Source organism: Ochrobactrum sp. BTU2, from assembly GCF_024539785.1.
Taxonomy (GTDB): Bacteria; Pseudomonadota; Alphaproteobacteria; order Rhizobiales; family Rhizobiaceae; genus Brucella; species Brucella anthropi.
The window spans coordinates 167,048-191,556 of the sequence record NZ_JAHWRG010000002.1 but is presented as its reverse complement, the minus strand read 5'-3'; the positions used below and the strand labels follow the sequence as shown (position 1 = coordinate 191,556).

The following is a 24,509-nucleotide window of genomic DNA, read 5'->3' as shown; positions in this document are numbered from 1 at the left end:
CATCTTTTCCGATCGAAGCAGGATCAGAAATCAGTCCAGTGGACTGATTTCCCTGCGTAGGCGTTTCACACTTTTCGGGACGCGCTTTAATCAACTTGAACAGGCTTGATACCGCGGCGGCGCTTTCGCGCCGCCTCTATTTCCTCACTCAGATGCCTGATCGTCTCGCGGTCGATGATGCGGATATTGCGCGCCAGAAGATTGGCGAGTTCCGTTGCCTGCGGCGACAGCCCCGACGTATCGATCACCACGCGCGGATGCGACACGGCGGCGAGGTTCTGCAACTCTTCCGCTTCGTCCCAGATGATATTGAAATAGGTGATGATGCGCTGAAGCAGGTCCCAGGTCGGCTGGCCGCGCCGGCCATGTTCCAGCGCTGACAGATAGGCCGGTGAAACGCGAAGCGCTGCCGCCATATCCTTCTGCGTCACACCGCGTTCTTCCCGCAACTCGCGCAAGCGTATTCCAAATGGCGTCATCGCGGTCTGCTCCCCCCGGGCAATACGGTTTGCTGTGCCATGGTTTGCGTCTGGCGGCGAAGCCTTACATAGAGAGCCCCATGCCCGCCATGATGACGCGCCGCATCCTCATAGGCACTCACCAGAAGCCGGAACAGCGGTGTGGAAAACCAGTGCGGCACCGCCTGTCGCAAAATCCCTTCGCTGCCGAATGAACGGCCTTTGCCGGTAATAACCATGACGTGACGCAGGCCACGTGCATGTGCGCTGACCAGAAATCCGTAGAGCAGGCCGTGCGCCTCTCCCTGCGTGAGACCGTGCAGATCGATGCGGGCTTCAATATCGACACGACCTTTGGCGATCTTTCGATGCGTCGGCTTGTCGAGTGATTGAATCTGCATTTCGCTGAGCGCCGACAAGCCCTTCTTCGGTTTGCTCGCTTCCACCGCAGGCTGAACCTTCGCCTTGGCAGGGCGCTTTTCTTCTTCCGCCATCAGGGATTTGAAATCGGGAAGTTCGTCCTCACTCGCCTTTGGCTTTATCAGCGGCTTTGCGGTCTTCGCGACCGTTTCCCACAGGATGCGGTCTTCGGGCCGCAGATAATCGTTTTCCGGCTTGTCGGTGTCACGCGCCATCCCGTTCAAGCCTCCAGAAGCCTGCGCGGCACCAGCGCATAAAAGTCAGCATCGTCTTTTACACCACCTGCGATCTCGCCTGCCGTGTCGCCAGAGCCCGCGAACAGATCGCCGCGGGCAGGGCCGACAATGGCCGTTCCCGTATCCTGCGCGATCATCAGGCGTGCAAAGGGTTCGCCGTCAAAGACCGTGACATTGGGTGCGCTGACATGGATCGGCGTCCCGAATGTGTGAAGCAATTTATCGACAGCAAGCGAACGCCCGGCGGTCAGCGGAACTTTTGCAGCCGCAATAGGTCCGGCATCCGGGTCGTCCACAGAAGCTTCCCGGAAGAAAATGTAGGATCGGTTTTGCCAGATAAGATCGTCAGCCTTATCCGGATGCTCGGCCAGCCAGCGTCGGATCGACTGCATGGAAACTTCTGAAGCCGGAATTTCGCCATTGGCAACCAGAATGCGGCCGATGCCTGTAAACGGATGGCCGGATTTGGCTGCATATGTAATGCGCAGCAACCCGCCATCGCGCAGTTTCAGGCGTGCTGCACCTTGCACATGCGCGAAAAAGGCATCGACCCGGTCGGCGACAAAAGCGATTTCCAACCCACGCCCGGAAAGACTACCCTGCTCGATTGTCTGGCGGTCGTCATATTCGGCAAGGCCGTTTTCCGTCCGGCGCGCAAAGGCAAAGGACGGATCAAGTCCGATTGGACGGCTTTCATCTGTCACTTTTACGAGGTCATCGGGCTGGCGCAGGAAGGGCACCTTGAACCGGGTGTCGGCCTCAAGGGAGGCTTCGATCTCCGGTTCATAGAATGCTGTCACAAAGCCTTTGCCCTGATCGGGAACGATCCGGCAGGGGATGAAATTCTGTTCGAAGAAAGCGCGCGCTTCTTCCACACCCGGATTGTCGAGGCTGCGTGCAGCTGCAAAGATTGGCTCCAGCACTTCGAAACAGATGCCGAGACTGCCGCTTTTGTAAGTCTGGTGGGCCGCATAGTCGGCAGAACGGCGAAACGCAGCGAATGCCGCGGACTGATCGTCCCGGTTCCAGCCCGGACAATCGGAAAAAGCCACCGGGCGCAAAATCCTCGCCAAGTCGTTCATCGCCGCATCCGTCTAGCTATGCACAAATAAAAAGGCCGCCGAGCTGGATCAGCGGCCCGATTCACACGTTTTCTCTTAATCTTCCGCTTCGGTCGCGACAAGCTTCCAATTTGGATCACGCGATCGTGTGTCGCGGGCAAAGGTCCAGAGATCCTTGATCTCGAGCACGTTTTCCGGATCGCCGTCGATCAGCTTGCCGTCCTTGTCAAAGGTGGATGAAATCATCTGGCTGACGATATTGACCGTTACGTGCGCTTCCGACCCCTTCATCTCAGCACCGGCGATTTCCGCCTTGTCGATCCCCACAAAGGACGAACGCACACTTTCGCCACGGGTTTCGCGGTCGTCGATAGCTGAAACAAAGCCCTCGAAGACATCCTTGGAAAGCAGATTTTTCAGAACCTTGCGATCGCCATCGGCAAAGGACATCACAATCATTTCATAGGCGATCTTCACGCCTTCCACGAAACCGGCCGGATCGAACGAAGGATCGGCAGCGTAAATCGCGCGCATGCCATCATTGACCGGCGTGCCGACCGGAGCGGCCTTGTCGATGGCGGTGAAATCTTTTTCGCCCGGACGACGTGGCAGAGAGACGACATTATCCGTCTCACCGCTTGCCGGTGCAGCATCGGCACTGCGGGCTGATGTGTAAGGATCGAAGGGCGGTTTTTCACTTCCGGTACGACGGCCAAGAACATTCCTCAGCTGGAGAAAGATGATCACCGCTGCGATGAAGAAGAATATCGTGCCAAAATCAAAAAATTCCATGCCGCCTGCCGCTGATTGAAGGATCAGGCATTTCGCCTTTCCTTATCCCTAGTTTGTATCTCATACATATAGATCGGCTTACGTCATCATTCAAATCCCGATCATGCATACCTATTTGATATTGCATGACAGACAGTTTCAATTTCGTTCCGAACCTGAAAAAGTTACAATTCAGGTTAAATTGAAACGCTGAAACCAAACAACAAAGGTCGTAACTTACGTGTCCTCCTCTCTCGCCCCTCTCGTCATGCTGGCGATGCCTTTCATCGAAATTGCCGGTTTCGTCATTATCGGCAGCAAGATCGGCGTTTTCGCGACTTTGGGCCTCGTTATTCTGAGCGCAATGCTGGGTTTCTTTCTGCTGCGCGTGCAGGGCATCGGGCTTTTGCAGCGTATCCGTACCGAAACGGCTGCCGGACGCGTGCCGGATCGCGAAATGGTGCATGGCGCAATGCTGGTTCTGGCAGCGATCCTGCTGATCGTGCCCGGCTTTGTCAGCAGCACCATCGGCATTCTGCTGTTCATTCCGTTCATCCGTGATTTCATGTGGGAAAAATTCATGCGCGGCCGCATGGTCGTTGCGACATCCGCGCGCTATTCGGACGGCTACGGGCAACAGCGTCCCGGTTCAAATCCACGTCAGGACCATGTCATCGATCTCGATCCAGAGGATTATACCACCAGGCCGAATGAAAACTCGCCTTGGAAAGACGACCGTAAAGATCAATGAATACGCAAATACTAACCTAAAAAGCCTTTCTTGCCTCATGCCCGCGCACATGCTAGCCAAACATTCCGACCTTTCGGGGCAGTCTGCGTAGACTGCGCTGGAAGCGCAAAAATTTTAATCACCGATAGAAGGCATACCGATAATGAGCGATAAGGCCGCGGGCGAAGTAAAGAACGGCAATGGCGCGACGGCCGAGCCGTCCCTCAACATTCTGGCGCAGTATGTGAAGGACCTGTCCTTCGAAAGCCCGGGCGCGCCGCTGTCGCTGCGTCCGCGCGAGAAGGCACCGTCCATCAACATCAACGTGAACGTAAACGCCAATCCGCTTTCCGAAACGGATTTCGACGTTGTGCTGACGCTGGAAGCCAAGGCTGTTGACGGCAAGGACGTCCTTTTCAACACCGAGCTCGTCTATGGCGGCGTGTTCCGCATTCAGGGTATCCCGCAGGAGCACATGCTTCCGCTTCTGTTCATCGAATGCCCGCGTCTTCTGTTCCCGTTCGCTCGCCAGATCATTGCCGACGCAACGCGCAACGGTGGCTACCCGCCGCTGATGATCGACCCGATCGATTTCGCGCAGATGTTCCAGCAGCGAATGGCCGAAGAACAGGCCAAGTCCGCTGTAAAGAGCTGATCATTTCAGACGATAGCGCGGTTCCAGTTAAAGCAGAGTCGTGGAACCGCTTTATCTCTTTGTTTTTACGCATTATCCGACGCAAAACCGCTTCGCACTTTTGCTGGAAATGCTCTAATTGCAAAAAAGCCCGGTTTTGGCCGGGCTTTTTTCATATCCGCTTCTGAGACTTACTCAGTACTTTTTCCAGATGGCTTTTTCGCCCAGCTTGTCCACAAGTGCGGCGTGAGCAGCGCGCTCCGCATCGGAAATGCGTGGAGCAAGCGGCCTCGGGCGCGCGGCAAGAACGATGGCAGCGCCGCTCTCTCCGGCATTGTTGCCGCTGACAGCACCGCCCATGCTGAGCCCAAGCGCTGTCTGCTTGCCGCCGATCAGTTCGATATAGACTTCGGCCAAAATCTCGGAATCGAGCAATGCGCCGTGCAGGGTACGGTGTCCATTCTCGATGCCGTAGCGCTTGCACAAGGCGTCGAGTGAGTTCGGACCCATCGGATGCTTGCGGCGGGCAAGCGCCAATGTATCGATGATGCGCTCCGACTGGATTTCAGTCTGTCCGAGCCTTGCCAGTTCAGCATTGATGAAGCCAAGGTCGAACATGGCATTGTGTGCCACCAGCTTGGCCCCGTCGAAAAATTCGAGAAACTCGTCCAGAACTTCCGCGAATGTCGGCTTGTCCAGCAATTGTTCATTGCTGATGCCGTGGACCGCGAGCGCTTCGGGATGAACCTGACGCCCCTGCGGGTTGATGTATTTATGGAAAGTGCGGCCTGTGGGAAACTTGTTGATCAGTTCCACGCCGCCGATTTCGATCACACGGTCCTCGAGCCTTTCCAGACCGGTGGTTTCCGTATCGAAAACGATTTCACGCATTGAAGAACCTCTCGGAAAATATCTCGAACAGCTGTAACACAGCGCCCGCGATTATTCTGTCGCGACCGCCGGCTTTCCACTCAATTCCGCAACAATTTCGGTAATCTGACGGCGCAGATTGTCGAAACTCCCGCTCGTATCGATAATGAAATCGGCTCTTGCACGCTTCTCGGCATCCGGCGTCTGACGGGCGAGAATGGCATCGAGTTTTTCTTCCGTCATGCCCGGTCGCGCAAGCACGCGAATGCGCTGTATCTCGGCAGGGGCTGAGACAACCACGATCTTGTCCACACGTTTGTCGCCGCCGGTTTCAAAAAGCAGCGGAATATCGATCAGTGCCAGAGCGGCGCCAGCTTGCTCGGCAGTGCGGCGAAAGGCTTCTTCTTCCTCACGCACAAGCGGATGAACGATGGCTTCCAGTTTCTTCAGGGCTTCGGGCTTTCCGATGACGGCAGCGGAAAGTTTTTCCCGATTGACCGCACCGTTTTCCACAGTGCCCGGAAACGCAGCCTCGATCAGCGGGGCCGCGCGACCGGAATAGAGCTGGTGCACGGTGTCGTCGGCGCTATAGATCGGCACACCGGCTTCGGCGAACATGTTCGCCGCCGTTGTTTTCCCCATTCCGATGGAGCCAGTTAATCCGAGCACGATCATAGTATCTGTTCCAAAAGTCGCCATGCCTTGCTGCAAATGGCGTTTTTCTGCGCTTCCGGTGCTCATGTACTTAAGTACACTCTGCTCCGGTTCTCGAAAATCACCATTTTCACTGCGGCTTGACGCTTTTTGATCCAGATACCAGAGCGCCAGCCTTTGCCATATCCGCCAGAATATGCTCACGCAGCGCTTTCGTCACTAGCGGCCTTTTGCCGAACCAGCGCTCGAAACCTGGAACGGCCTGATGCAGCAACATGCCAAGACCGTCCACTGTCACCAGACCTGCTTCTTCGGCCTTTTTCAGAAAGGGCGTCTTGAGCGGTACATAAACAATATCGGTGGCAACCGCCTTTCGCGACGCTTTGCCAAGATCGAGCGGGAATACCTCCTGCTCGTCATGACCGCTCATGCCAAGCGATGTCGTGTTGACGATCAATCCGGCGTCGGAGACCAGTTTTTGCGCCGCATCCCAGCCATACGCCGAGACACGCGGTCCGAAATGGGTTGCGAGATCTTGCGCCCGACTCACCGTGCGATTGACGATGGCGACTTTCTTAAAGCCGCGCGACAACAGCGCGTGGACGATTGCCCGGCTTGCGCCACCAGCGCCCAGAACAAGGGCACTGTCGGCATTATCCCAGCCGGAAGCCGATGCATCGAGATTGGCGGCAAAACCATAGGCATCAGTATTGCCGCCATGGAGCCTGCCATTTTCAAGCCAAAGCGTGTTGACCGCGCCGATAGCCTTCGCGGCCTCATCCAGACTTTCCACCGCAGCATAGGCTGCTTCCTTGTGGGGAATGGTGACATTGCCACCGGCAAAACCGTTTTCGGCAAGCGACGAAGCAAAGAAGCTGAAATCTTCCGGCTTCACTTCTATCGCCTCATAAGAACCGTCGATCCCAAGTTCATCAAGCCAGAAACCATGGATCAGCGGCGACCGCGAATGTTTTATCGGAAAGCCGGTGACAAACGCCTTCTTAGCCATCGATCAGTTTTTCCTTCCGCAGTTCAGCCAGCAGCGGCAGCAGCGGCAGACCGACAATCGTGAAATAATCGCCTTCGATCTTATCGAAAAGCTGGATGCCCGGTCCTTCGACCTGATAGGCGCCGACGCTCGAAAGCGCGACGTCCCCCACACGACCGAGATAACGCCCGACAAAACCGGGATCCAGATCGCGCATGGTCATGCGGGCAATCGAAACGTGGCGCCACAGGGTTTTGCCGTCCTTCACAAGCACAACCGCACTGTTGAGCTGATGGGTCTTTCCGGAAAATTTCAGAAGCTGGCGGCGCGCCGCTTCCATATCGGCGGGCTTGTGGAAAATCTCGTCACCGAGCGACAATGTCTGATCGCAGCCGATCACCACCGCGCCGGGGTTCTTCTCGCTTACGTCGAGCGCCTTCGCCTCGGCCAGAACCTGTGCGACTTCTTCCGGCGTAGCGCCCGTTTTATAAAGTGGGGCTTCGACCGCGCGCTCGTCGATATCCGCGCTTGCTGTTGAAAACTCTATGCCGGCATTCTTCAGCAACGCCGAACGGAAGGGGCTTTTAGAGGCAAGAACGAGTTTGTCCGTCATGACAGGATCCTTGTTTATCCCTTTTCGTTATGCGCGCGGAGCAGCGCCAGAATGGCAGCTGCGGTTTCCTCGATCGACCGGCGCGATACATCAATGATTGGCCAGCCGTTTCGGTTGCATATATTACGCGCATAGGCCAGCTCTTCCGAGATCGATACGCGATCCGTATAAAGACCCGTATCCAGCGACGGCACATTGCCGAGTGGCCGGTTCTGGCGGATTTGCGAAATCCGTTCAGCCGTCGCGACCAGTCCCACGATCAATGGACGCTTCGCCGTGAAAAGGACTTCGGGCAAGGGAATCCCCAGCACAATCGGAACATTGGTGGCCTTGATGCCACGATTGGCGAGATAGATGCTTGTCGGTGTCTTGGATGTGCGTGAAATGCCGACAAGAATGACGTCGGCTTCCTCAATGTCATAAGGCAATTGCCCGTCATCATGCTCCATCGTGAAATTGAGCGCGTCGATGCGCCGGAAATAATCGGCATTGAGAACATGCTGTGCGCTGGCGCGGCGATGCGCGGGCGCACCGAGGTAGGATTGAAACGTGTTCAGCACCGGCTCCAGCACGGAAACGCTCGGCACGCCCATTTCCGCGCAGGAATCATCGATGATCGCCGCCAGCTTCTGGTCGACAATCGTATAGAGAACGATGCCGGGTTCCGCATCGATGCCCTCAAGAACCTTGCGCAGCTGCTTTTCGGTACGGATCAGCGGATAGATGTGCTCGATGGCACGCGCATTGGCATATTGCGCCGCTGCCGCACGGCCCGCCGCGAGGAGAGTCTCTCCCGTCGCATCAGAAATAAGATGAAGATGAAAGTAGGAAAGCGGTCTGGTCACAGTTTTGTTGCCCTCCTGTTGACGGCTGTGCGTAAAGGCCGAACGTCTTCCACAAGCCATGGCAGGCCGTGGGAAACTTGGCAAGTCATCCACAGCGGGCGAACATGTGGCGAGTGGTCATCAACATGTGTGGACAAGACTCATGAAAACGCGAAATCCCATCGTAATTCCCAGCTTTTCCACAAATCCTCATGAACTGCGTCAATTGGTAACCCTTTATATTAAAAGAGGGAATTGAGTTTTCATTGTATTTGGTCAGACTATCGGTGAATGATTGCACAGGATGACATGGCAAATTCGGAACTGTGGGGAAAACAGGGACAGACCTTAATCCCCGATTCCAACAGACTCTAAGAATCAAAAGATTCCTGAATCATCCTTTCTTTATGAGAGCCGGACTGGATAACTTCAGACCAAACCGGATCAGGTAACCAACAGGGCGGATAAAAATCAGATGAAGCGCAAAGTCTTGAGAGTGATTGACGGTGAAACGGTCTTTCCACCTCCCATCTGGATGATGCGCCAGGCCGGACGCTATCTTCCCGAATATCGCGAGACGCGGAAAAAGGCGGGGAGCTTTCTCGATCTCTGCTATTCGCCCGATCTTGCTGTCGAAGTGACCCTTCAGCCGATCCGCCGGTTTGGCTTTGATGCAGCCATTCTCTTTTCAGATATTCTTGTCATTCCCCACGCCCTTGGACGTGACCTTCGCTTTGAAGAAGGCAAGGGACCTTTGATGACACCGATTGATGCGGACGAGATTTTCTGGCTTGAGACGGAAGGTGTCGCCAAAAGGCTGGAGCCGGTCTACGAGACGGTTCGGCTGCTGCGCGAGCAGTTGCCCGACGAAACCACGCTGCTGGGCTTCTGTGGCGCTCCCTGGACCGTTGCGACCTATATGATTGCCGGTCACGGCACGCCGGATCAGGCACCCGCCCGTCTTTTCGCCTATCGCTTCCCCGAAGCTTTTGAAAAGCTCCTGAACGATCTTGCCGATGTTTCTGCCGAATATCTTATCGAGCAGCTGGATGCCGGTGCTGATGCGGTTCAGATTTTCGATTCATGGTCGGGCGTTTTGGATGAGGACTGCTTTGAGCGTTTCTGCATCCGGCCCGTTGCCCGGATCGTCCAGAAGGTGAGGGCGGTTTATCCGGAGGCGCGCATCATCGGCTTCCCGAAAGGGGCAGGAATGCTTTATGCAGGCTATCGTGAAAAGACCGGTGTGGATGCGCTCGGTCTTGACTGGTCTGTTCCCTTTTCCTTTGCTGCCGCCCTTCAGGAAGAAGGCGCGATACAGGGCAATCTCGATCCGCTGCGCGTTGTAGCAGGCGGCAATGCGCTGGATGAAGGCGTGGACACCATTCTCGAACGCCTCGGCCAGGGTCCGCTGATCTTCAATCTCGGTCACGGAATCACACCGCAGGCGCCGATTGAAAATGTTCAGCGCATGATCGACCGTATTCGCGGAGGAAAATCATGAGCCAGACAGCTCCGGAAAATCGCGGCTCGGCAGTCGCCATTCGCACTGTTGTTTCGCTGGTTGTGGTCGCGCTTGGCGTCTGGGCATTGTTTCACGTGAATCCAGCCGACGCCTATCTCTGGATCAAGTCGCTGCATGTGATTGCCGTCATCGCATGGATGGCGGGGATGCTCTATCTGCCGCGCCTCTTCGTCTATCACTGCGCTGCAAAGCCTGGTTCCGAAACATCGGAGACCTTCAAGGTGATGGAGAAACGGTTGCTGCGCTTCATCATCAATCCGGCCATGATCGTGACCTGGATTGCCGGTCTCTGGATGGCTTGGGAAATCTTCGGTTTCCAGGGTGGCTGGCTGCATGCAAAACTGCTGCTGGTCGTGCTGATGTCCGGCCTGCACGGCTACCTCGCCAAGTCGACCCGACTTTTTGCTGAAGACCGCAATATGCGCTCGGCCAAACACTGGCGAATCATCAATGAAGTGCCGACGATTCTGATGATTCTGATCGTCATACTGGTGATCGTTAAGCCGTTTTAATCGGAATACAGTCTCGAGAAAGAAACCCGCTCGCCGGGTTTCTGCCATTTTTCTGTTGCAGAAATTTCGCGCTATCCCTACATGAGGCTTGCTCTGCATGCTGCAAGTCAGTATGTAGGAAGCCTCTTCCCTTCAAGACAGCAGGCCTTCGATGCCGGTCACGACGTTCAGGTGGCCACCTTTCCGAACAACTGCATTTTCTCCTTACATTTTAAAAAGAGTTCCTCATCCATGCAGGAAATGAAACTACAAGAACTAAAGAACAAGACACCGGTGGAGCTGCTGGCTTTTGCCGAAACACTTGAGGTCGAAAACGCGAGCGCCATGCGCAAGCAGGAACTGATGTTCGCGATCCTCAAGAAGCTGGCGGCCCAGGACGTCGAAATTATCGGCGAGGGCGTCGTTGAGGTGCTGCAGGATGGATTTGGCTTCCTGCGCTCTGCTGATGCCAACTACCTGCCGGGCCCAGACGATATTTATATTTCACCCTCGCAGCTGCGTCGTTTTTCTCTCAAGACCGGTGATACGGTCGAAGGTCCGATCCGCGGTCCCAAGGAAGGCGAACGTTATTTCGCGCTGCTCAAGGTTAATTCGATCAATTTCGAAGATCCGGAAAAGATCCGGCACAAGGTTCATTTCGACAATCTGACGCCGCTCTACCCGAATGAGCGCTTCAAGATGGAACTGGAAGTTCCAACTTCCAAGGATCTTTCGCCGCGTGTCATTGATCTGGTGGCACCGCTCGGCAAGGGCCAGCGCGGCCTGATCGTCGCTCCGCCGCGTACCGGTAAGACTGTTCTTCTCCAGAACATCGCCCATTCGATCACCGCAAATCATCCGGAATGCTATCTGATCGTTCTTCTGATCGACGAACGTCCGGAAGAAGTGACCGACATGCAGCGCTCGGTGAAGGGCGAAGTGATTTCCTCGACCTTCGATGAACCGGCAGCGCGTCACGTTCAGGTGGCTGAAATGGTCATCGAAAAGGCCAAGCGCCTTGTTGAACATGGTCGCGATGTTGTGATCCTGCTCGACTCGATCACCCGTCTTGGTCGCGCTTACAACACGGTTGTGCCGTCTTCCGGCAAGGTTCTGACCGGTGGTGTGGACGCCAATGCATTGCAGCGCCCGAAGCGCTTCTTCGGTGCCGCGCGCAATATCGAAGAAGGCGGTTCGCTGACCATCATCGCAACCGCGCTGATCGATACGGGCAGCCGTATGGACGAAGTGATCTTTGAAGAATTCAAGGGCACCGGTAACTCGGAAATCGTGCTTGACCGCAAGGTTGCCGACAAGCGCATCTTCCCGGCCATGGACATTCTCAAGTCCGGCACCCGCAAGGAAGACCTGCTCGTACCGCGCGCCGATCTGCAGAAGATTTTCGTTCTGCGCCGTATCCTCGCGCCGATGGGCACGACCGATGCGATCGAATTCCTTATCGATAAGCTCAAGCAGACCAAGAGCAATTCCGAATTCTTCGATTCGATGAATACGTAAAAATTACTCGGTTCAAACCGTTTGAGAAGCGCCGCGCGGGAAACCGTTGCGGCGCTTCTTATTTCAGGATGCCTTGCCGAGGAGCAGTCGCAAAGCATCGGCGTTCTGGACAGGTGGTAGACAAACATGTCCCTTGCAGAACCAGGCTGATGGATGCTCAGGCTCTGCAGTTCCCCCGGTCGGTAGCTCTACTGTCTTGCCAATCTCGAACCACACGAACTTGTCTAAGCGTCTTGGGTCTGGATTTCGATTCGCTGTCGAAACAAGTTCTCCGGCGTTATCGTCTGTGGCCACGACAAGAGAAAGTGGTTCAGCTGCAAAACGGGCCGCATTCAATATTCCAATTTGCCCATATTGCTGTGCGAAGGCTCGGCCAAGCGCCTGTTCGATCAGCTTCTCATTGCTTTGATAGAGATCGATATTGCCCGTCGCCAGAAACAGTCGTGTCAGTGCTTCGATGATCTGGCTGGTCGCGCTCGGTATTGCTTCATCATAATCGCCATAAGTGTGCAGGATGACGTCATCAGCGTCCAGCGCCGACAGGCGATAATTACCGGCACCATCGCGATGGCTGTCATCGAGCGCCTTTTTGAGTTTCAATGCGTCATCGATATAAACCCATTCGCCCGTTGCCTCATAGAGGGCTATAGCTGCGTTGATCATCGATGCATAATCGGTCGAAAGGGCAGGGTAGAGAAGAGAGTTTTCCATGCGGCAATGTGCGATGCGGCCATCACGAAAACTGCTCGCTATGGAGCGATAGGCATCAACCGCGAGGTCGATCCAGTCCTGTCTTCCAAAACTCCGACCTGCTTCGGCCAATGCCCGGATAGCAAGTCCGTTCCAGTCGGTCAGTGCTTTTTCATCGCATCCGGGCCGTACCCGCAATTCACGACGTGCCAGCAGTTTTTGCCGCGATGTTTCGATCAATGGCGGCAGGATTGCATCACCATCGACGGCATCAAGGCGGTTCAGAATGTTCTGGCCTTCCCAGTTTCCACCCGCTGTGACGCCGTAATAGTCCTTGAAGGCTTCGCTATCGTTGCCAAGCGCCTGATCGATTTCCTGCTCGCTCCAGACGTAAAACCGTCCTTCTTCCCCTTCGCTGTCGGCATCGAGGCTGGATGCAAAACTTCCGTCGGGCAAACGCATTTCACGGATCAACCAATCGATAGTTTCTTCGATTCGTAAGCGAAACAAATCATTTCCGGTTTCGGCGAAAGCGTAGTTGGCGTGTCGAATGAATTGAGCATTGTCGTAGAGCATTTTTTCAAAATGCGGGACCAGCCAATTGGCATCGGTGGAGTAACGGCAAAGTCCGCCACCCAGATGGTCGTAAATCCCGCCCTGCAGCATCACCTTGAGAGACAGGAGGAAATTGTCCCGATGCGTCTCATTACGCCCGTAGAGCCAAGAGAGCCACAGATTGTCCATGAAAGGCGCGTTGGGGAATTTAGGTGCTCCTTCTATTCCGCCCCGGACCGGATCAATCAGGCTGTTGATGCGTGTCGCAATCTCGTCAAATCGTTCGACTTCGTTCACCACCGGCGCGATCTGCGCTGCCAGCCTGCCTTCGAGATGATCGAACACAGCCTGCGCATTATGGTTAATTTTTTCTTTATCCTTATTCCAAAGGTTATTAACCGCATGCAGCATATCGACAAAGCCGGGCATGTTGTGGCGCTTGTGCGGGGGAAAGTAGGTTCCTCCCCAGAAGGGCTTGCCATCTGGCCTCAGAAACATGGTGAGCGGCCAGCCGCCCTGTTGCCCCATCGCTCCAAGCGCTGCCATATATATCTGGTCTATGTCGGGCCGTTCCTCACGGTCCACTTTCACATTGACAAACAAGGCATTCATCACTTCCGCCACATCGGGATTTTCAAAGGACTCATGCGCCATGACGTGACACCAGTGGCAGGCCGCATAGCCAACCGAAAGCAGAATGGGCCGGTCGAGCTCCTTCGCAGCATCCAACGCCTCTTTACCCCACGGCTGCCAGTGAACAGGATTATCGGCGTGCTGGCGCAGATAGGCACTCGGTTCTTCGGCAAGGCGGTTACTGCCAGCAAGGCGATTGCGGTCTAACTCTGTCATAGGGCTTTTCTTTCACTGCACGAATGAATATGCCATTCCATCAGCATCCGTTTGGTTGCTTTCGTCCTTATTGATTATAGGTCAGGAAATGAAATGAGCGAGATCGCTTCCCTTCAAGATACGATTTTTGCTTTGTCGAGCGGGCGTCTGCCATCCGGCGTTGCTGTGGTACGCATTTCCGGCCCCAAAGTTCGATTCGTACTCGAAACGATAGTCGGCTCCATACCGACACCACGATATGCAGCCTACAAGCTATTCCGTAGCCGAAATGGTGATCCAATCGACCGTGGACTGGCGCTTTTTTTCCCTGGACCGAACAGTTTTACCGGCGAAGATTGCGCTGAATTTCATTTGCATGGCGGCAAAGCAGTCGTTGAGAAGCTCTTGTCGGAAATGGGAGAGCTGCATGGTTGCCGTATAGCGGAAGCTGGAGAGTTTACGCGACGTGCTTTTTCTAATGGCAAGATGGACTTGACGATCGCCGAAGGCCTTGCGGATCTGATCGCCGCGGAAACCGAGGGACAGAGGCGGCTCGCATTGCAAGTCGCTTCTGGTACGCAGCGTGAGCTTTACACGGAATGGCGTCAGCGTCTGTTGCGTGCACGCGCCTTTATAGAAGCGGAACTCGACTTTGCCGATGAAAGCGATGTTCCTGGTTCCGTATCGGAGCAGGTCTGGCAGTCACTGGCACTGTTAAAGAGTGAGATCGAGAACCATATAGCGAGCGGCAAGCGCGCTTCGATGTTGCGCGACGGACTGCATGTCGTGATTGTTGGTGCACCGAATGCCGGTAAATCCAGCTTGCTGAACTTTCTGGCTGGGCGCGAAGTAGCGATCATTTCGGAAGAGGCGGGAACGACCCGCGATCTTCTGGAGGTCAAACTCGATCTGGGCGGCATCCCGGTTTACGTGACAGACACGGCAGGTTTGCGGGAGACCGATAGTTCCGTCGAAAAAATCGGAATTGAACGCGCCCGCGCGCGTATGGCCGATGCCGATTTGGTTCTGCTGCTTGAAGATATGAACGATCCCATAGCTGTCGCTTCCGACGAAGTACCAGAAGCTTTATGGAAAATCGGCACAAAAGCTGATCTGAATGCTGAATCTGCCGATTGCTGGACCTACCGCATTTCAACAAAAACTGGCGAAGGACTGGACCAACTACTCACGAATCTTCAGAATTTCGCGGAAGAGCGGATAGGCCAGATAGAGGATGCCGTGCCCACGCGGCAGAGACATATCAACCTTCTGCGATCTACTGTCACCGAGATCGATAGGGCGATAAACGGTACAAACCTTCCGCTTGAACTCCGCGCAGAGAACATGCGCCTTGCATCCCAGTATCTCGGACGTATTACTGGTGATGTCGATGTGGAAGAAATTTTGGACGTTATTTTCTCTCAGTTCTGCATCGGAAAATGATTCACGTGAAACACGGGCCGATTGATCCTGAAAATTGTTTCACGTGAAACATCTGTGGAATCTCGCCAAGGTGATTGACTCACTCCTCCATCCGTGAGTCGGCTCGTCGCCGAGATTTGATCAAGTCGACGACCAATTTGATCTTCCGTTTCAAGCCTATTCGTGTCAAAGAGACATCTTTCAGAAACGGATTCGAGTTGCGTCAGGATGAACCAAATGAGTTCGACCGAAGCCACAGTCTTTGATGTCATTGTGATCGGCGGCGGCCACGCGGGATGCGAGGCTGCTTCTGCAGCTGCGCGCGCAGGTGCCAGAACTGCGCTTGTAACACATCGCTTTGATACTATTGGCGTTATGTCCTGCAACCCTGCCATTGGTGGGCTGGGAAAAGGGCATCTTGTACGTGAGATCGATGCACTCGATGGCTTGATGGGGCGTGTCGCCGATGAAGCCGGTATCCAGTTTCGTCTACTGAACCGCCGAAAAGGGCCTGCTGTTCGCGGACCTCGAACTCAGGCTGACCGCAAGCTTTATCGGCTTGCCATGCAGAAGATGATCGCGGCCCAGGACAATCTATTTGTTGTCGAAGGCGGCGCGCACGACCTTCGGGAAGAACACGGACGCATCACCGGGGTTGTTTTGTCCGATGGGCGGACCCTGTCATGTGGCGCTGTGGTGCTGACGACCGGCACGTTCCTGAATGGGTTGATCCATATTGGGGAAAAGAAGATTCCTGCTGGCCGCATGGGCGAAAAGCCAGCGCTTGGTCTTTCCGAACGCCTGACCTCGTTCGGCTTTGCGCTTGGGCGTCTCAAAACAGGCACGCCGCCACGACTGGATGGGCGTACTATTGATTGGCAAAGCCTTGATATGCAGTCCGCCGATGAGGAGCCTGTGCCGTTCTCTCTCATGACGGATCGGATCACCATACCGCAGATTGATTGTGGCATTACCCGCACAACGCCGGAAACCCACGCTGTCATTCGGGCCAATCTGCATCGTTCGGCTATGTATTCTGGTTCGATCGAGGGCATCGGTCCCCGTTACTGCCCCTCGGTGGAAGATAAGATTGTCAAGTTCGGCGACCGTGACGGCCACCAGATATTCCTCGAGCCGGAAGGGCTGGACGACGATACCGTTTATCCAAACGGCATTTCGACATCGCTTCCGGAGGATGTGCAGCTCGACATATTGAAGACCATACCGGGGCTTGAAAAATCCGCTATGCTGCAGCCCGGATATGCGATTGAATATGATTTCATCGATCCGCGTGAGTTGAAGCGCAGCCTTGAAACCCGGAAAGTTACCGGTCTGTTTCTGGCGGGGCAGATCAACGGCACGACTGGCTATGAAGAAGCGGGTGCACAAGGCTTGCTCGCGGGCATCAATGCCGCGCGTCGAGCTTCTGGTGGCGATCCTGTCATTATCCAGCGCACGGAAGCCTATATAGGCGTCATGGTTGATGATCTGACGTCACGCGGGGTCAGCGAACCTTATCGCATGTTTACATCACGTGCAGAATTTCGTCTGTCGCTTCGCGCGGATAATGCCGATCAGCGCCTGACGCCACTAGCGGACAAGCTCGGTATATTGGGGCACGCACGTAAGGAACGATTTGAAGCGCGGGAAACGGCGTTGGATGAAGCGCGGTCACTGACACAGTCACTGACCATTACGCCCAATCTGGCTAGCCGTTACGATCTGCGTCTCAATCAGGATGGCGTGCGCCGTTCGGCCTATGATCTTCTGTCCTACCCGGAGATTGATCTGGATCGGTTGAAATCGATCTGGCCTGAACTCGGAGCTGTTGATCCGGCAACGCGGGAAGCGCTGGAGATCGAGGCCCAGTATGCCGTCTATATGGATCGGCAGAAGAGCGACATTGCAGTGATGGAGCGCGAGGAGCAACTGCTCATTCCAGCAGGGTTGGACATTGATGGAATATCCGGTCTTTCCAATGAGTTGAAGCATAAGCTCAAGCAACGCAGGCCGGAAACAATTGCCGAGGCGCAGCGCGTTGACGGGATGACACCGGCGGCACTGGCGCTCCTTATCGCACAGATCAAGAAGTTCGGATATCGCCAGCGGGCTGCATCGGAATTGTCTGAAGGGCAGGGCGCTGCATGAGCGCCGATACTCGCTTTGAAAGTCTGAAAGCAATCGTTCCCGCTGTTTCACGTGAAACAGCGAACCGCCTGATCGCCTTTGAAGACTTGTTCCGCAAATGGTCGAAGGCGATCAATCTTGCGTCCCCCTCTACTCTGAACGAGTTGTGGACCCGTCATATTCTGGATAGCGCACAGCTATTTCCCTTGGCGAGTGACGCCAAGCACTGGTTGGATATTGGTTCTGGCGGCGGATTTCCGGGCATTGTGACGGCCTGTTTCCTCGCTGAGCAACCAGGAGGCGCTATCGATCTGATTGAGAGCGCAGGGAAAAAGGCGGCGTTCCTGCGCACTGCAGCGGGACATTTGCACGTACCGGCGCGGGTCCATTCCACCCGCATTGAAGCGATGTGGGAGAAAATTGAAACACCACAAGTGGTTACGGCACGCGCATTGGCGTCGCTGAACGATCTTTTCGGTCTGACGGAGCTGTGGCTGACCAATGGTGCCAAAGCTCTCTTCCAAAAAGGTCGGGATTATCAGCGTGAGATAGACGAAAGCCGTGTCGGTTGGAGTTTCGATCTGGTACAACATCAAAGTGCTATCGATCAGGCTTCGGTCATACTCGAAATCACCAATCTTCGGCGCAAAGTCGCTTGATGGCTGGAAATTTCGAAGGGGCGGGCAGCAGCAAGGCGACGGTGATGAACAAAATGTCCAGAATCATAACCATTGCAAACCAGAAAGGCGGCGTGGGTAAAACTACCACCGCCATCAATCTGGCTACGGCATTGGCGGCTATCGGCGAGACGGTACTGATTGTCGATCTCGATCCGCAGGGCAACGCCAGCACCGGTTTGGGTATTGATCGCCGCAACCGGCCTTTGTCTTCCTATGACGTGCTGACGCAGGAATCGTCGGTTCCTGATGCTGCAATGCCAACCGATGTTCCCAATCTGCATATCGTACCATCGACGCTGGATCTTCTTGGCATTGAAATGGAGATTGCGCAGTCGGCCGATCGTACACGGCGCTTGCGTGATGCTCTGCGGTTCGATTCCTCCGTGTCGGAGCGGTTCTCCTATGTGCTTGTCGATTGCCCACCGTCGCTCAATCTTCTGACGTTGAACGCCATGGCTGCGGCCGATTCCGTTCTGGTGCCGCTGCAATGCGAGTTCTTTGCTCTGGAAGGCTTGAGCCAGCTTTTGCAGACGGTCGATCAGGTGCGGTCGTCGATCAATGCCGAGCTTTCGATCCAGGGTATTGTGCTGACCATGTTCGACAGCCGCAACAATCTCGCTGCGCAAGTGGTGGATGATGTTCGCGCTTTCATGGGTGAGAAGGTCTATCGTACTGTCATTCCGCGTAATGTGCGCGTCTCGGAAGCACCATCACACGGTAAACCGGCAATTCTCTACGATTTGAAATGCGCCGGCAGTCAGGCTTATTTGCAACTCGCATCGGAAGTTATCCAGCGCGAGCGACAATTGCAGGCCGCTTAAACCAATCGATTCGACGACGAAACAATTCAGGAATAAGCCGAACGATGAATGATGATCCTTCAAAAAAGCGCCTTGGCCGCGGATTAGCGGCGCTGATCGGTGAAATTGATCGCCCTGCCGAAGAGCGTAAGGCACCTGTTCCCATCGAACGGAATGTTCCGATTGAATTCGTCACGCGCAATCCGCGCAATCCGCGTCGCATGTTCTCAGAAGGTGACTTGGAGGATCTGGCGCAGTCGATCAAGGAACATGGCGTGGTGCAGCCGATCGTCGTGCGACCGGCGCCAGGGCAGCCGGACCGGTTCGAACTGATTGCCGGTGAGCGTCGCTGGCGTGCTTCGCAGCGGGCCGGTGTCGATACGATCCCGGTTATTGTTCGTGACGTTGACGATCGTGTCGCACTTGAGATCGCGATCATCGAAAACGTGCAGCGCGCCGACCTGAATGCGGTCGAAGAAGCTTTGGGATATCAACAGCTTATCGATAATCATGACTATACGCAGAATGATCTGGCACAGGTCATCGGCAAAAGCCGGAGCCATGTCGCCAACACGTTGCGTCTGTTGAAACTACCGCAACCCGTGCAGGATTTCATTGTCGATGGTGCGCTTTCGGCAGGTCATGCTCGAAGTCTCATCACGATGGAAAACCCGACCGCACTGGCTGAGCGGATTGTCAAAGATGGTCTGTCGGTACGCCAGGTGGAAGCGCTTGCGCAGGCGGAAGCACGCGGTGGTGCGGAAGCCAAGCCCGGTAAAGCAGGACCTGTTGAGAAAGATGCCGACACCAAAGCACTCGAAAAGCTGCTTTCTGATGTTACTGGCATGAAGGTTGAGATCAATCATCGTGATCGCGGCGGTGAGGTCAAGATTCGATATAGTTCTCTTGAGCAACTCGACGAGATTTGCCGCCGGCTTCAGAGCTGATCTATTATACGAATATTTGAACATAAAGGCTCGTTGCATTTCATTGCGGCGAGCTTTTTCATTTACAGCAGCCAAACCAACACAACACCTATATTGTAACGCGATGCGGAGAACTGGCTTGGTCAGGCTGCAAAGCCCACCGCTATTCGTTCCAACAAATACATGGATAGATATTCACCGCCGCGTCAAAAGGCAATTATGATCCGTCATCGCTTCAAGTTAGAGGCCACAGTCAAACAGCGCTCCCACAGCATAACTCGTAACTTTATGAACTATTTTGTTTCGCAGCCGCTCGTCACTTCGACCGGTGACTGTTTCGTTTGGAAGCGAATTGCGCTAGTGAGTGGCAATGGCGCAGAAGAAAGCAAACGAAGTCGATAGTTTTCTGGCAAGGCCGACGAATTCGTTTCCGGTCGTGCTGCTTTACGGCCCCGACAAGGGGCTGGTGAGCGAGCGTGCGCGCCGTTTTGCCGAAGCAAGCAAACTGCCGCTGGACGACCCGTTCGCCGTCATTCGCATGGAAGCGGATGAGATCGAGGCCGACCCGGCCAAACTCGCCGATGAAGCTCGCACCATCTCTATGTTCGGTGGCCAGCGCCTGATCTGGATCAAGAATGCCGCAGGCCAGAAGAAGCTGGCGGAAGCGATCAAGCTTCTTGCGACTGAACCGCCGCTTGAGACGTTCGTGCTGGTTGAAGCCGGTGATCTCAAGAAGGGCGCAGGTCTGCGTAGCGCTGTCGAGAACGCTTCGGCAGGTATGGCCTTGCCCTGCTATTCCGACGACAGCCGCGGTATCGATGGTGTCATTGACGATGTTCTGGCGGAATGGAAGATGCAGATCACGCTCGACGGGCGGCAGCTGCTGCGGGCAAGCCTGGGCGGCGATCGTCTTGCCACGCGGGGTGAACTCGAAAAGCTCTGCCTCTATGCGCGCGGCAAGGAGCGGATCGATATAGACGATGTGCGTGAAGCAGTCGGCGATGTTGCCGGTCTTTCCACCGACGAGGTGATCGATGCGGTTTTGGCTGGCGATCTTCCGCGTTTCGAAGTCTCCTTCGACCGTGTCGTGAAATCCGGCACCGCGCCGTTTCTCCTGCTCAACACGGCGATGCGCCAGTTTCAGCAGGTACAGACCTTGCGCCACATTGCCGATACCGAGCGTAAAAGCGCGTCCGTCGTTGTGGCTGCGGCTCGTCCGCCAATCTTCTTCAACCGTAAGAAACTGGTCGAGAATTCAGTAAGCCGCTGGACCGGCGAAAGCCTTGCGCGCGTTATGGAGCGCTTGCAGCGTGCCATTCTCGAAAGCCGCCAAAATGCGGCGCTCGCTATCCCCATCATCCGCCAATGTCTGCTGGCAATCAGCGTCGAGTCACTTCGAAACGCTCGGCGTTAAAGTCTGTTTCGAAGTTCTGTTGCAATTAATATAGGCCGAGATCGGCCTCGATTGCGGGTTTGCCACATCCCAATTGCGAGCTGCTACGCTTAGCAGCTCGAAACCATGATCAACTTGAGCAATAGTTTTCATCCGCCTCATAAGCCGGATGACTTGGTGCTGCATGGTTATCGAAGCCTAGGACAGAGTAAGAATACTATATTCCGGTCTGGGTAACCTATTCCAAGCTGAACAGTTTTATCTGATGGCTAATGTAAAACAGCAAGAATTATGAATTCTCCTTCAAAGAAGGAGAAATAATGAAAATATATACCAAGTGGAGCCCATTTGAAACCCAAGTTTATGACCAATCGTGTGGAGATGATCAAGAAATAGATAATGATTTCAGTAAAAATGTCGGCGCTGGATTTGTCATGGATGCTGAAGGAAAATCATTAACTCTGAGTGCCGACTCTGACGTTTACTGGCCTGCCTCCGAAAGTGATCCTGATGCTTTCATCGACACAGTCACAGAGTTTGGCATTTTGTCCGGCCATTTTGCGTTAACCCAGCGCACGAGTGGCGCATTAAACCTGGGAAGTGATCGTCCTTTTAGCTTAACTCTACAGCGTGAAGGTTCGATGGTTTTGGAACACCCTGGTATTCAAATGGAGACGAGATCGCGCGGTGAGTATGGTAGTGTGCGGGTTGAAATGTATGATGCTTCACAGCTGACTTTCTCAGGGCTCAATATTTTCTGGGGGGGAGAGTTTTCTGTCTATGACAATGTCAGACTAAATTTCTTCGAAGAACACGTAACGCCTTACACTGGCCTAACGAAACTGTATGACACATCGGAATTCAATCTCTCTACGAATAGGATTTATGCAAGCAACTCACCCGAGAGGGAATGGCGGATTTCTCTTGCCGATGGTTCGCCGCAGTTAAATATTCTGGCTCATACAAGTGGAGGAGATCCTCTTCAGACCCAGAATGAAGCAGCTCCGTATCCAGAAGCAATTCTGGATTTTGGTGCAAGCTCCAGAGGGACTATTGCTATTGATATGCCTGACGCTAACGCATTCATGTTAACTCTCTTGGATAGCAGAAAGACGTTTTCCGTTAACGGAAAACCCGTTTACGTCGGCAATAGCAGTCAATTTAATCACAGTTTTCAAAATGGTGTACAGAGAAACGGTTTTACGACCGGCGTCATGACCATCACCAAGGTGAGATAGACAATAAGCTCTGTCGTATCAAATAGCCCATCTGCTCCATGTCCGGCTTCAAGTCCGAAGCCGCCGCCAGCCTTATGCTTTCCGGCGTCGAGTCCATTCATATAATGGCTGGCAGCGAGGCATCTTTGCACCGGCCCCCAATGTAAAAGGGAAGTCGGCGATGCGCAGCGGAGTATCGGTTGCAATACTGCGCTGCGCGCCGTCAACACGAGGTTCCTATTCGATCAGCAGCGCATCGTCATCGAGCGTCTGGCCGCGCACCTTGCGGAACATTTCGATGAGGTCTTCCACACCCAGCGTCTTGCGCTTGTCGCCGGTCACGTCGAGCAGGATCTTGCCGCCATGCAGCATGATCGTGCGGTCGCCATAATCGAGCGCCTGCCGCATGGAATGGGTGACCATCAGCGCGGTCAGCTTATTCTCGGCAATCAGCGTCCGGGTCAGTTCCATCACGAACTCGGCCATGCCGGGATCAAGCGCTGCTGTATGCTCATCGAGCAGCAGTACTTCCGAACCGGAAAGCGTCGCCATGATCAGTGACAGGGCCTGACGCTGGCCGCCGGAGAGAAGCTCCATGCGGTCCTGCATACGGTTTTCCAGCCCCAGATTGAGGCTCGCCACACGCTCGCGAAACCATGCGCGACGCTTGGAATTGAGCGCGTGGGTGAGGCCGCGCGTCTTGCCGCGCGAAGCAGCCAGAGCGAGGTTTTCCTCGATTGACAGTGTACCGCAGCTGCCTGCCAGCGGATCCTGGAACACGCGGGCGACAAGACCGGCCCGCTCGGCAGTGGGCTTGCGGGTCACATCCTTGCCACTGATGACCACTTTGCCAGCAGTGGGGATCACATCGCCTGCAAGAACGCCCAGCATCGTGGATTTGCCTGCGCCGTTCGACCCGATGACCGTGACGAAGGAACCCTGGTCCATGGTCAGGTTGATCTTGTTCAAGACCTGCTTTTCGAGCGGAGTGCCGCGACCGAACACGACATCGAGATTGGAAAGTTCGATCATGCCGATGCTCCTCCGCGACGCAGGCGCGGCAATATCAGGGCGAAGGTAACGAGAAGGGCGGTGGCAATGTTGAGATCGGATGCCTGCAGGCCAAGAATGTCACCATTCGAAAGCGCAAACTGGATGGCGATACGATAGATGATCGAGCCGAGCACACAGCCAATCAGGATCACCAGAATGAAACGGCTGCGCAACAGCGTTTCACCGATGATGACCGCTGCAAGGCCGACCACGATGGTGCCGACGCCCGAGGTCACATCGGCAAAGCCGTTTGTCTGCGCGAAGAGCGAGCCACCGAGCGCCACCAGTGCGTTCGACAGCGCCATGCCAAGATAGATCTGCCTGTCGGTACGAACGCCCTGTGCACGCGCCATTCTCGGATTGGCGCCGGTTGCGCGCATGGCAAGACCCATATCGCTTTCCAGAAAGCGCCAGACGACAAATACCGCAATGGCGACCAGCACGAAAAGGAACAGCGGACGTACATAATATTCGGGAATGCCGTGACCGAAGAACGGTGTCAGCATGGTGTCCTGATTGATGAGCGCGATGTTGGGACGCCCCATGACGCGCAGATTGACGGAGAACAGCGCGATCATGGTCAGGATAGATGCGAGAAGATTGAGAATCTTGAAACGCACGTTCAGCGTCGCGGTTACAAGCCCGGCAGCAGCACCCGCAACCATGGCGATGGCTGCCGCCAGCCAGGCATTCATGCCCGCCAGGATTAGTACACCGGTTACGGCAGCGCCCAGCGGAAACGAACCGTCAACCGTCAGATCGGGGAAATCGAGGACGCGGAACGCCAGATAGACGCCGATGGCTACAAATGCGAAGACGAGGCCCAATTCGACCGCACCCCAGAAGGCGATCTGACTCACAATGTCATTCCTTGTTTCTCGCCGTGACCAAAACGAAAGACTTGCACATCAACGCATCGTCAATCGTCGCTTTACGGAAATCGGGATTCCGACTGTTCCGCTCGGCCAGCTTCAGTCACGACCGGTTTTGTTTTGAGTTCGTCCGCCAGCTGTCGAGCTGTACCAGAC

The 24,509-nt window shown here is 54.9% G+C and carries 24 protein-coding genes; 12 read left to right on the top strand and 12 right to left on the bottom strand.

The features are described 5' to 3' along the window. Positions 1–86 precede the first annotated feature (86 nt). The 4 genes from KWJ32_RS05610 to KWJ32_RS05595 all read right to left on the bottom strand — a co-directional run bounded on the left by KWJ32_RS05610 (position 87) and on the right by KWJ32_RS05595 (position 2,967). Positions 87–479, bottom strand: a complete 393-nt coding sequence (locus KWJ32_RS05610) for a helix-turn-helix transcriptional regulator (RefSeq protein WP_010657663.1) — start codon at positions 477–479, stop codon at positions 87–89. Next, on the bottom strand, positions 476–1,093 hold the full coding sequence (locus KWJ32_RS05605) for a Smr/MutS family protein (RefSeq protein ID WP_012091063.1): 618 nt from the start codon (positions 1,091–1,093) through the stop codon (positions 476–478). The genes KWJ32_RS05610 and KWJ32_RS05605 overlap by 4 nt, the downstream gene beginning before the upstream one ends. Positions 1,094–1,098: 5 nt before the next feature. Further along, positions 1,099–2,196, bottom strand: a complete 1,098-nt coding sequence (locus tag KWJ32_RS05600) for a murein transglycosylase A (protein ID WP_151609652.1) — start codon at positions 2,194–2,196, stop codon at positions 1,099–1,101. 75 nt (positions 2,197–2,271) lie between these two features. After that, entirely contained in the window at positions 2,272–2,967 is a 696-nt protein-coding gene (locus KWJ32_RS05595) for a Tim44/TimA family putative adaptor protein (protein ID WP_010657660.1), read from the bottom strand. 220 nt (positions 2,968–3,187) lie between these two features. On the opposite strand from KWJ32_RS05595, the gene KWJ32_RS05590 reads away from it, so the two are divergent. Continuing rightward, positions 3,188–3,697 (top strand): FxsA family protein, encoded by a 510-nt coding sequence (locus KWJ32_RS05590; RefSeq protein ID WP_010657659.1) that lies wholly within the window; start codon positions 3,188–3,190, stop codon positions 3,695–3,697. A 142-nt stretch (positions 3,698–3,839) separates the two neighbouring features. Next, complete coding sequence (gene secB, locus KWJ32_RS05585) at positions 3,840–4,331, top strand: protein-export chaperone SecB (RefSeq protein WP_010657658.1); 492 nt, start codon at positions 3,840–3,842, stop codon at positions 4,329–4,331. A 174-nt stretch (positions 4,332–4,505) separates the two neighbouring features. Here secB and dnaQ read toward each other — a convergent pair whose 3' ends face one another. From dnaQ to KWJ32_RS05560, 5 genes are all read right to left on the bottom strand, one after another. Beyond that, positions 4,506–5,201, bottom strand: a complete 696-nt coding sequence (gene dnaQ, locus KWJ32_RS05580) for a DNA polymerase III subunit epsilon (protein WP_125333616.1) — start codon at positions 5,199–5,201, stop codon at positions 4,506–4,508. Positions 5,202–5,252: 51 nt separating this feature from the next. Next, positions 5,253–5,855 carry a dephospho-CoA kinase gene (gene coaE / locus KWJ32_RS05575; protein WP_040130036.1) on the bottom strand — a complete coding sequence of 201 codons (603 nt, stop codon included), beginning with the start codon at positions 5,853–5,855 and terminating at the stop codon, positions 5,253–5,255. Positions 5,856–5,964: 109 nt separating this feature from the next. Then, positions 5,965–6,843: a shikimate dehydrogenase gene (locus tag KWJ32_RS05570; RefSeq protein ID WP_125300414.1), complete on the bottom strand. Its 879-nt coding sequence runs from the start codon at positions 6,841–6,843 to the stop codon at positions 5,965–5,967. Then, positions 6,836–7,435, bottom strand: coding sequence for a Maf-like protein (locus KWJ32_RS05565; protein WP_012091068.1), 600 nt, complete (start codon positions 7,433–7,435; stop codon positions 6,836–6,838). The genes KWJ32_RS05570 and KWJ32_RS05565 overlap by 8 nt, the downstream gene beginning before the upstream one ends. A gap of 14 nt (positions 7,436–7,449) precedes the next feature. After that, positions 7,450–8,280, bottom strand: coding sequence for a pyruvate, phosphate dikinase/phosphoenolpyruvate synthase regulator (locus tag KWJ32_RS05560; RefSeq protein ID WP_012091069.1), 831 nt, complete (start codon positions 8,278–8,280; stop codon positions 7,450–7,452). Between the two features lie 454 nt (positions 8,281–8,734). Here KWJ32_RS05560 and hemE point away from each other — a divergent pair, with 454 nt between their 5' ends. The 3 genes from hemE to rho all read left to right on the top strand — a co-directional run bounded on the left by hemE (position 8,735) and on the right by rho (position 11,790). Then, a complete protein-coding gene (gene hemE / locus KWJ32_RS05555; protein WP_010657652.1) occupies positions 8,735–9,760 on the top strand; it encodes a uroporphyrinogen decarboxylase in 1,026 nt (341 codons plus the stop codon). Next, positions 9,757–10,293, top strand: coding sequence for a protoporphyrinogen oxidase HemJ (hemJ, locus tag KWJ32_RS05550; protein ID WP_010657651.1), 537 nt, complete (start codon positions 9,757–9,759; stop codon positions 10,291–10,293). The genes hemE and hemJ overlap by 4 nt, the downstream gene beginning before the upstream one ends. Positions 10,294–10,524: 231 nt before the next feature. Further along, positions 10,525–11,790 (top strand): transcription termination factor Rho, encoded by a 1,266-nt coding sequence (rho, locus tag KWJ32_RS05545; RefSeq protein ID WP_012091070.1) that lies wholly within the window; start codon positions 10,525–10,527, stop codon positions 11,788–11,790. A gap of 63 nt (positions 11,791–11,853) precedes the next feature. Here the strand turns inward: rho and KWJ32_RS05540 are convergent, their stop codons facing one another. Then, on the bottom strand, positions 11,854–13,884 hold the full coding sequence (locus KWJ32_RS05540) for a thioredoxin domain-containing protein (RefSeq protein ID WP_012091071.1): 2,031 nt from the start codon (positions 13,882–13,884) through the stop codon (positions 11,854–11,856). 93 nt (positions 13,885–13,977) lie between these two features. Between KWJ32_RS05540 and mnmE the strand changes: the two genes are divergently transcribed. The 7 genes from mnmE to KWJ32_RS05505 all read left to right on the top strand — a co-directional run bounded on the left by mnmE (position 13,978) and on the right by KWJ32_RS05505 (position 22,449). Continuing rightward, entirely contained in the window at positions 13,978–15,306 is a 1,329-nt protein-coding gene (gene mnmE / locus KWJ32_RS05535; protein WP_094514512.1) for a tRNA uridine-5-carboxymethylaminomethyl(34) synthesis GTPase MnmE, read from the top strand. A 216-nt stretch (positions 15,307–15,522) separates the two neighbouring features. After that, complete coding sequence (gene mnmG, locus KWJ32_RS05530) at positions 15,523–17,433, top strand: tRNA uridine-5-carboxymethylaminomethyl(34) synthesis enzyme MnmG (protein WP_151609650.1); 1,911 nt, start codon at positions 15,523–15,525, stop codon at positions 17,431–17,433. After that, entirely contained in the window at positions 17,430–18,071 is a 642-nt protein-coding gene (gene rsmG, locus KWJ32_RS05525; protein ID WP_012091074.1) for a 16S rRNA (guanine(527)-N(7))-methyltransferase RsmG, read from the top strand. The genes mnmG and rsmG overlap by 4 nt, the downstream gene beginning before the upstream one ends. Positions 18,072–18,115: 44 nt before the next feature. After that, complete coding sequence (locus tag KWJ32_RS05520; RefSeq protein WP_010657645.1) at positions 18,116–18,913, top strand: ParA family protein; 798 nt, start codon at positions 18,116–18,118, stop codon at positions 18,911–18,913. A gap of 44 nt (positions 18,914–18,957) precedes the next feature. Beyond that, a complete protein-coding gene (locus tag KWJ32_RS05515) occupies positions 18,958–19,839 on the top strand; it encodes a ParB/RepB/Spo0J family partition protein (RefSeq protein ID WP_010657644.1) in 882 nt (293 codons plus the stop codon). A 349-nt stretch (positions 19,840–20,188) separates the two neighbouring features. Beyond that, positions 20,189–21,232 (top strand): DNA polymerase III subunit delta, encoded by a 1,044-nt coding sequence (holA, locus tag KWJ32_RS05510; RefSeq protein ID WP_012091076.1) that lies wholly within the window; start codon positions 20,189–20,191, stop codon positions 21,230–21,232. Positions 21,233–21,531: 299 nt separating this feature from the next. Further along, on the top strand, positions 21,532–22,449 hold the full coding sequence (locus tag KWJ32_RS05505; protein ID WP_151609648.1) for a hypothetical protein: 918 nt from the start codon (positions 21,532–21,534) through the stop codon (positions 22,447–22,449). Positions 22,450–22,665: 216 nt separating this feature from the next. Here the strand turns inward: KWJ32_RS05505 and KWJ32_RS05500 are convergent, their stop codons facing one another. Continuing rightward, on the bottom strand, positions 22,666–23,460 hold the full coding sequence (locus tag KWJ32_RS05500; protein WP_012091078.1) for an ABC transporter ATP-binding protein: 795 nt from the start codon (positions 23,458–23,460) through the stop codon (positions 22,666–22,668). Next, on the bottom strand, positions 23,457–24,341 hold the full coding sequence (locus tag KWJ32_RS05495) for an ABC transporter permease (RefSeq protein ID WP_012091079.1): 885 nt from the start codon (positions 24,339–24,341) through the stop codon (positions 23,457–23,459). Before KWJ32_RS05495 ends, KWJ32_RS05500 begins: the two co-directional genes overlap by 4 nt. Between the last annotated feature and the right edge of the window lie 168 nt (positions 24,342–24,509).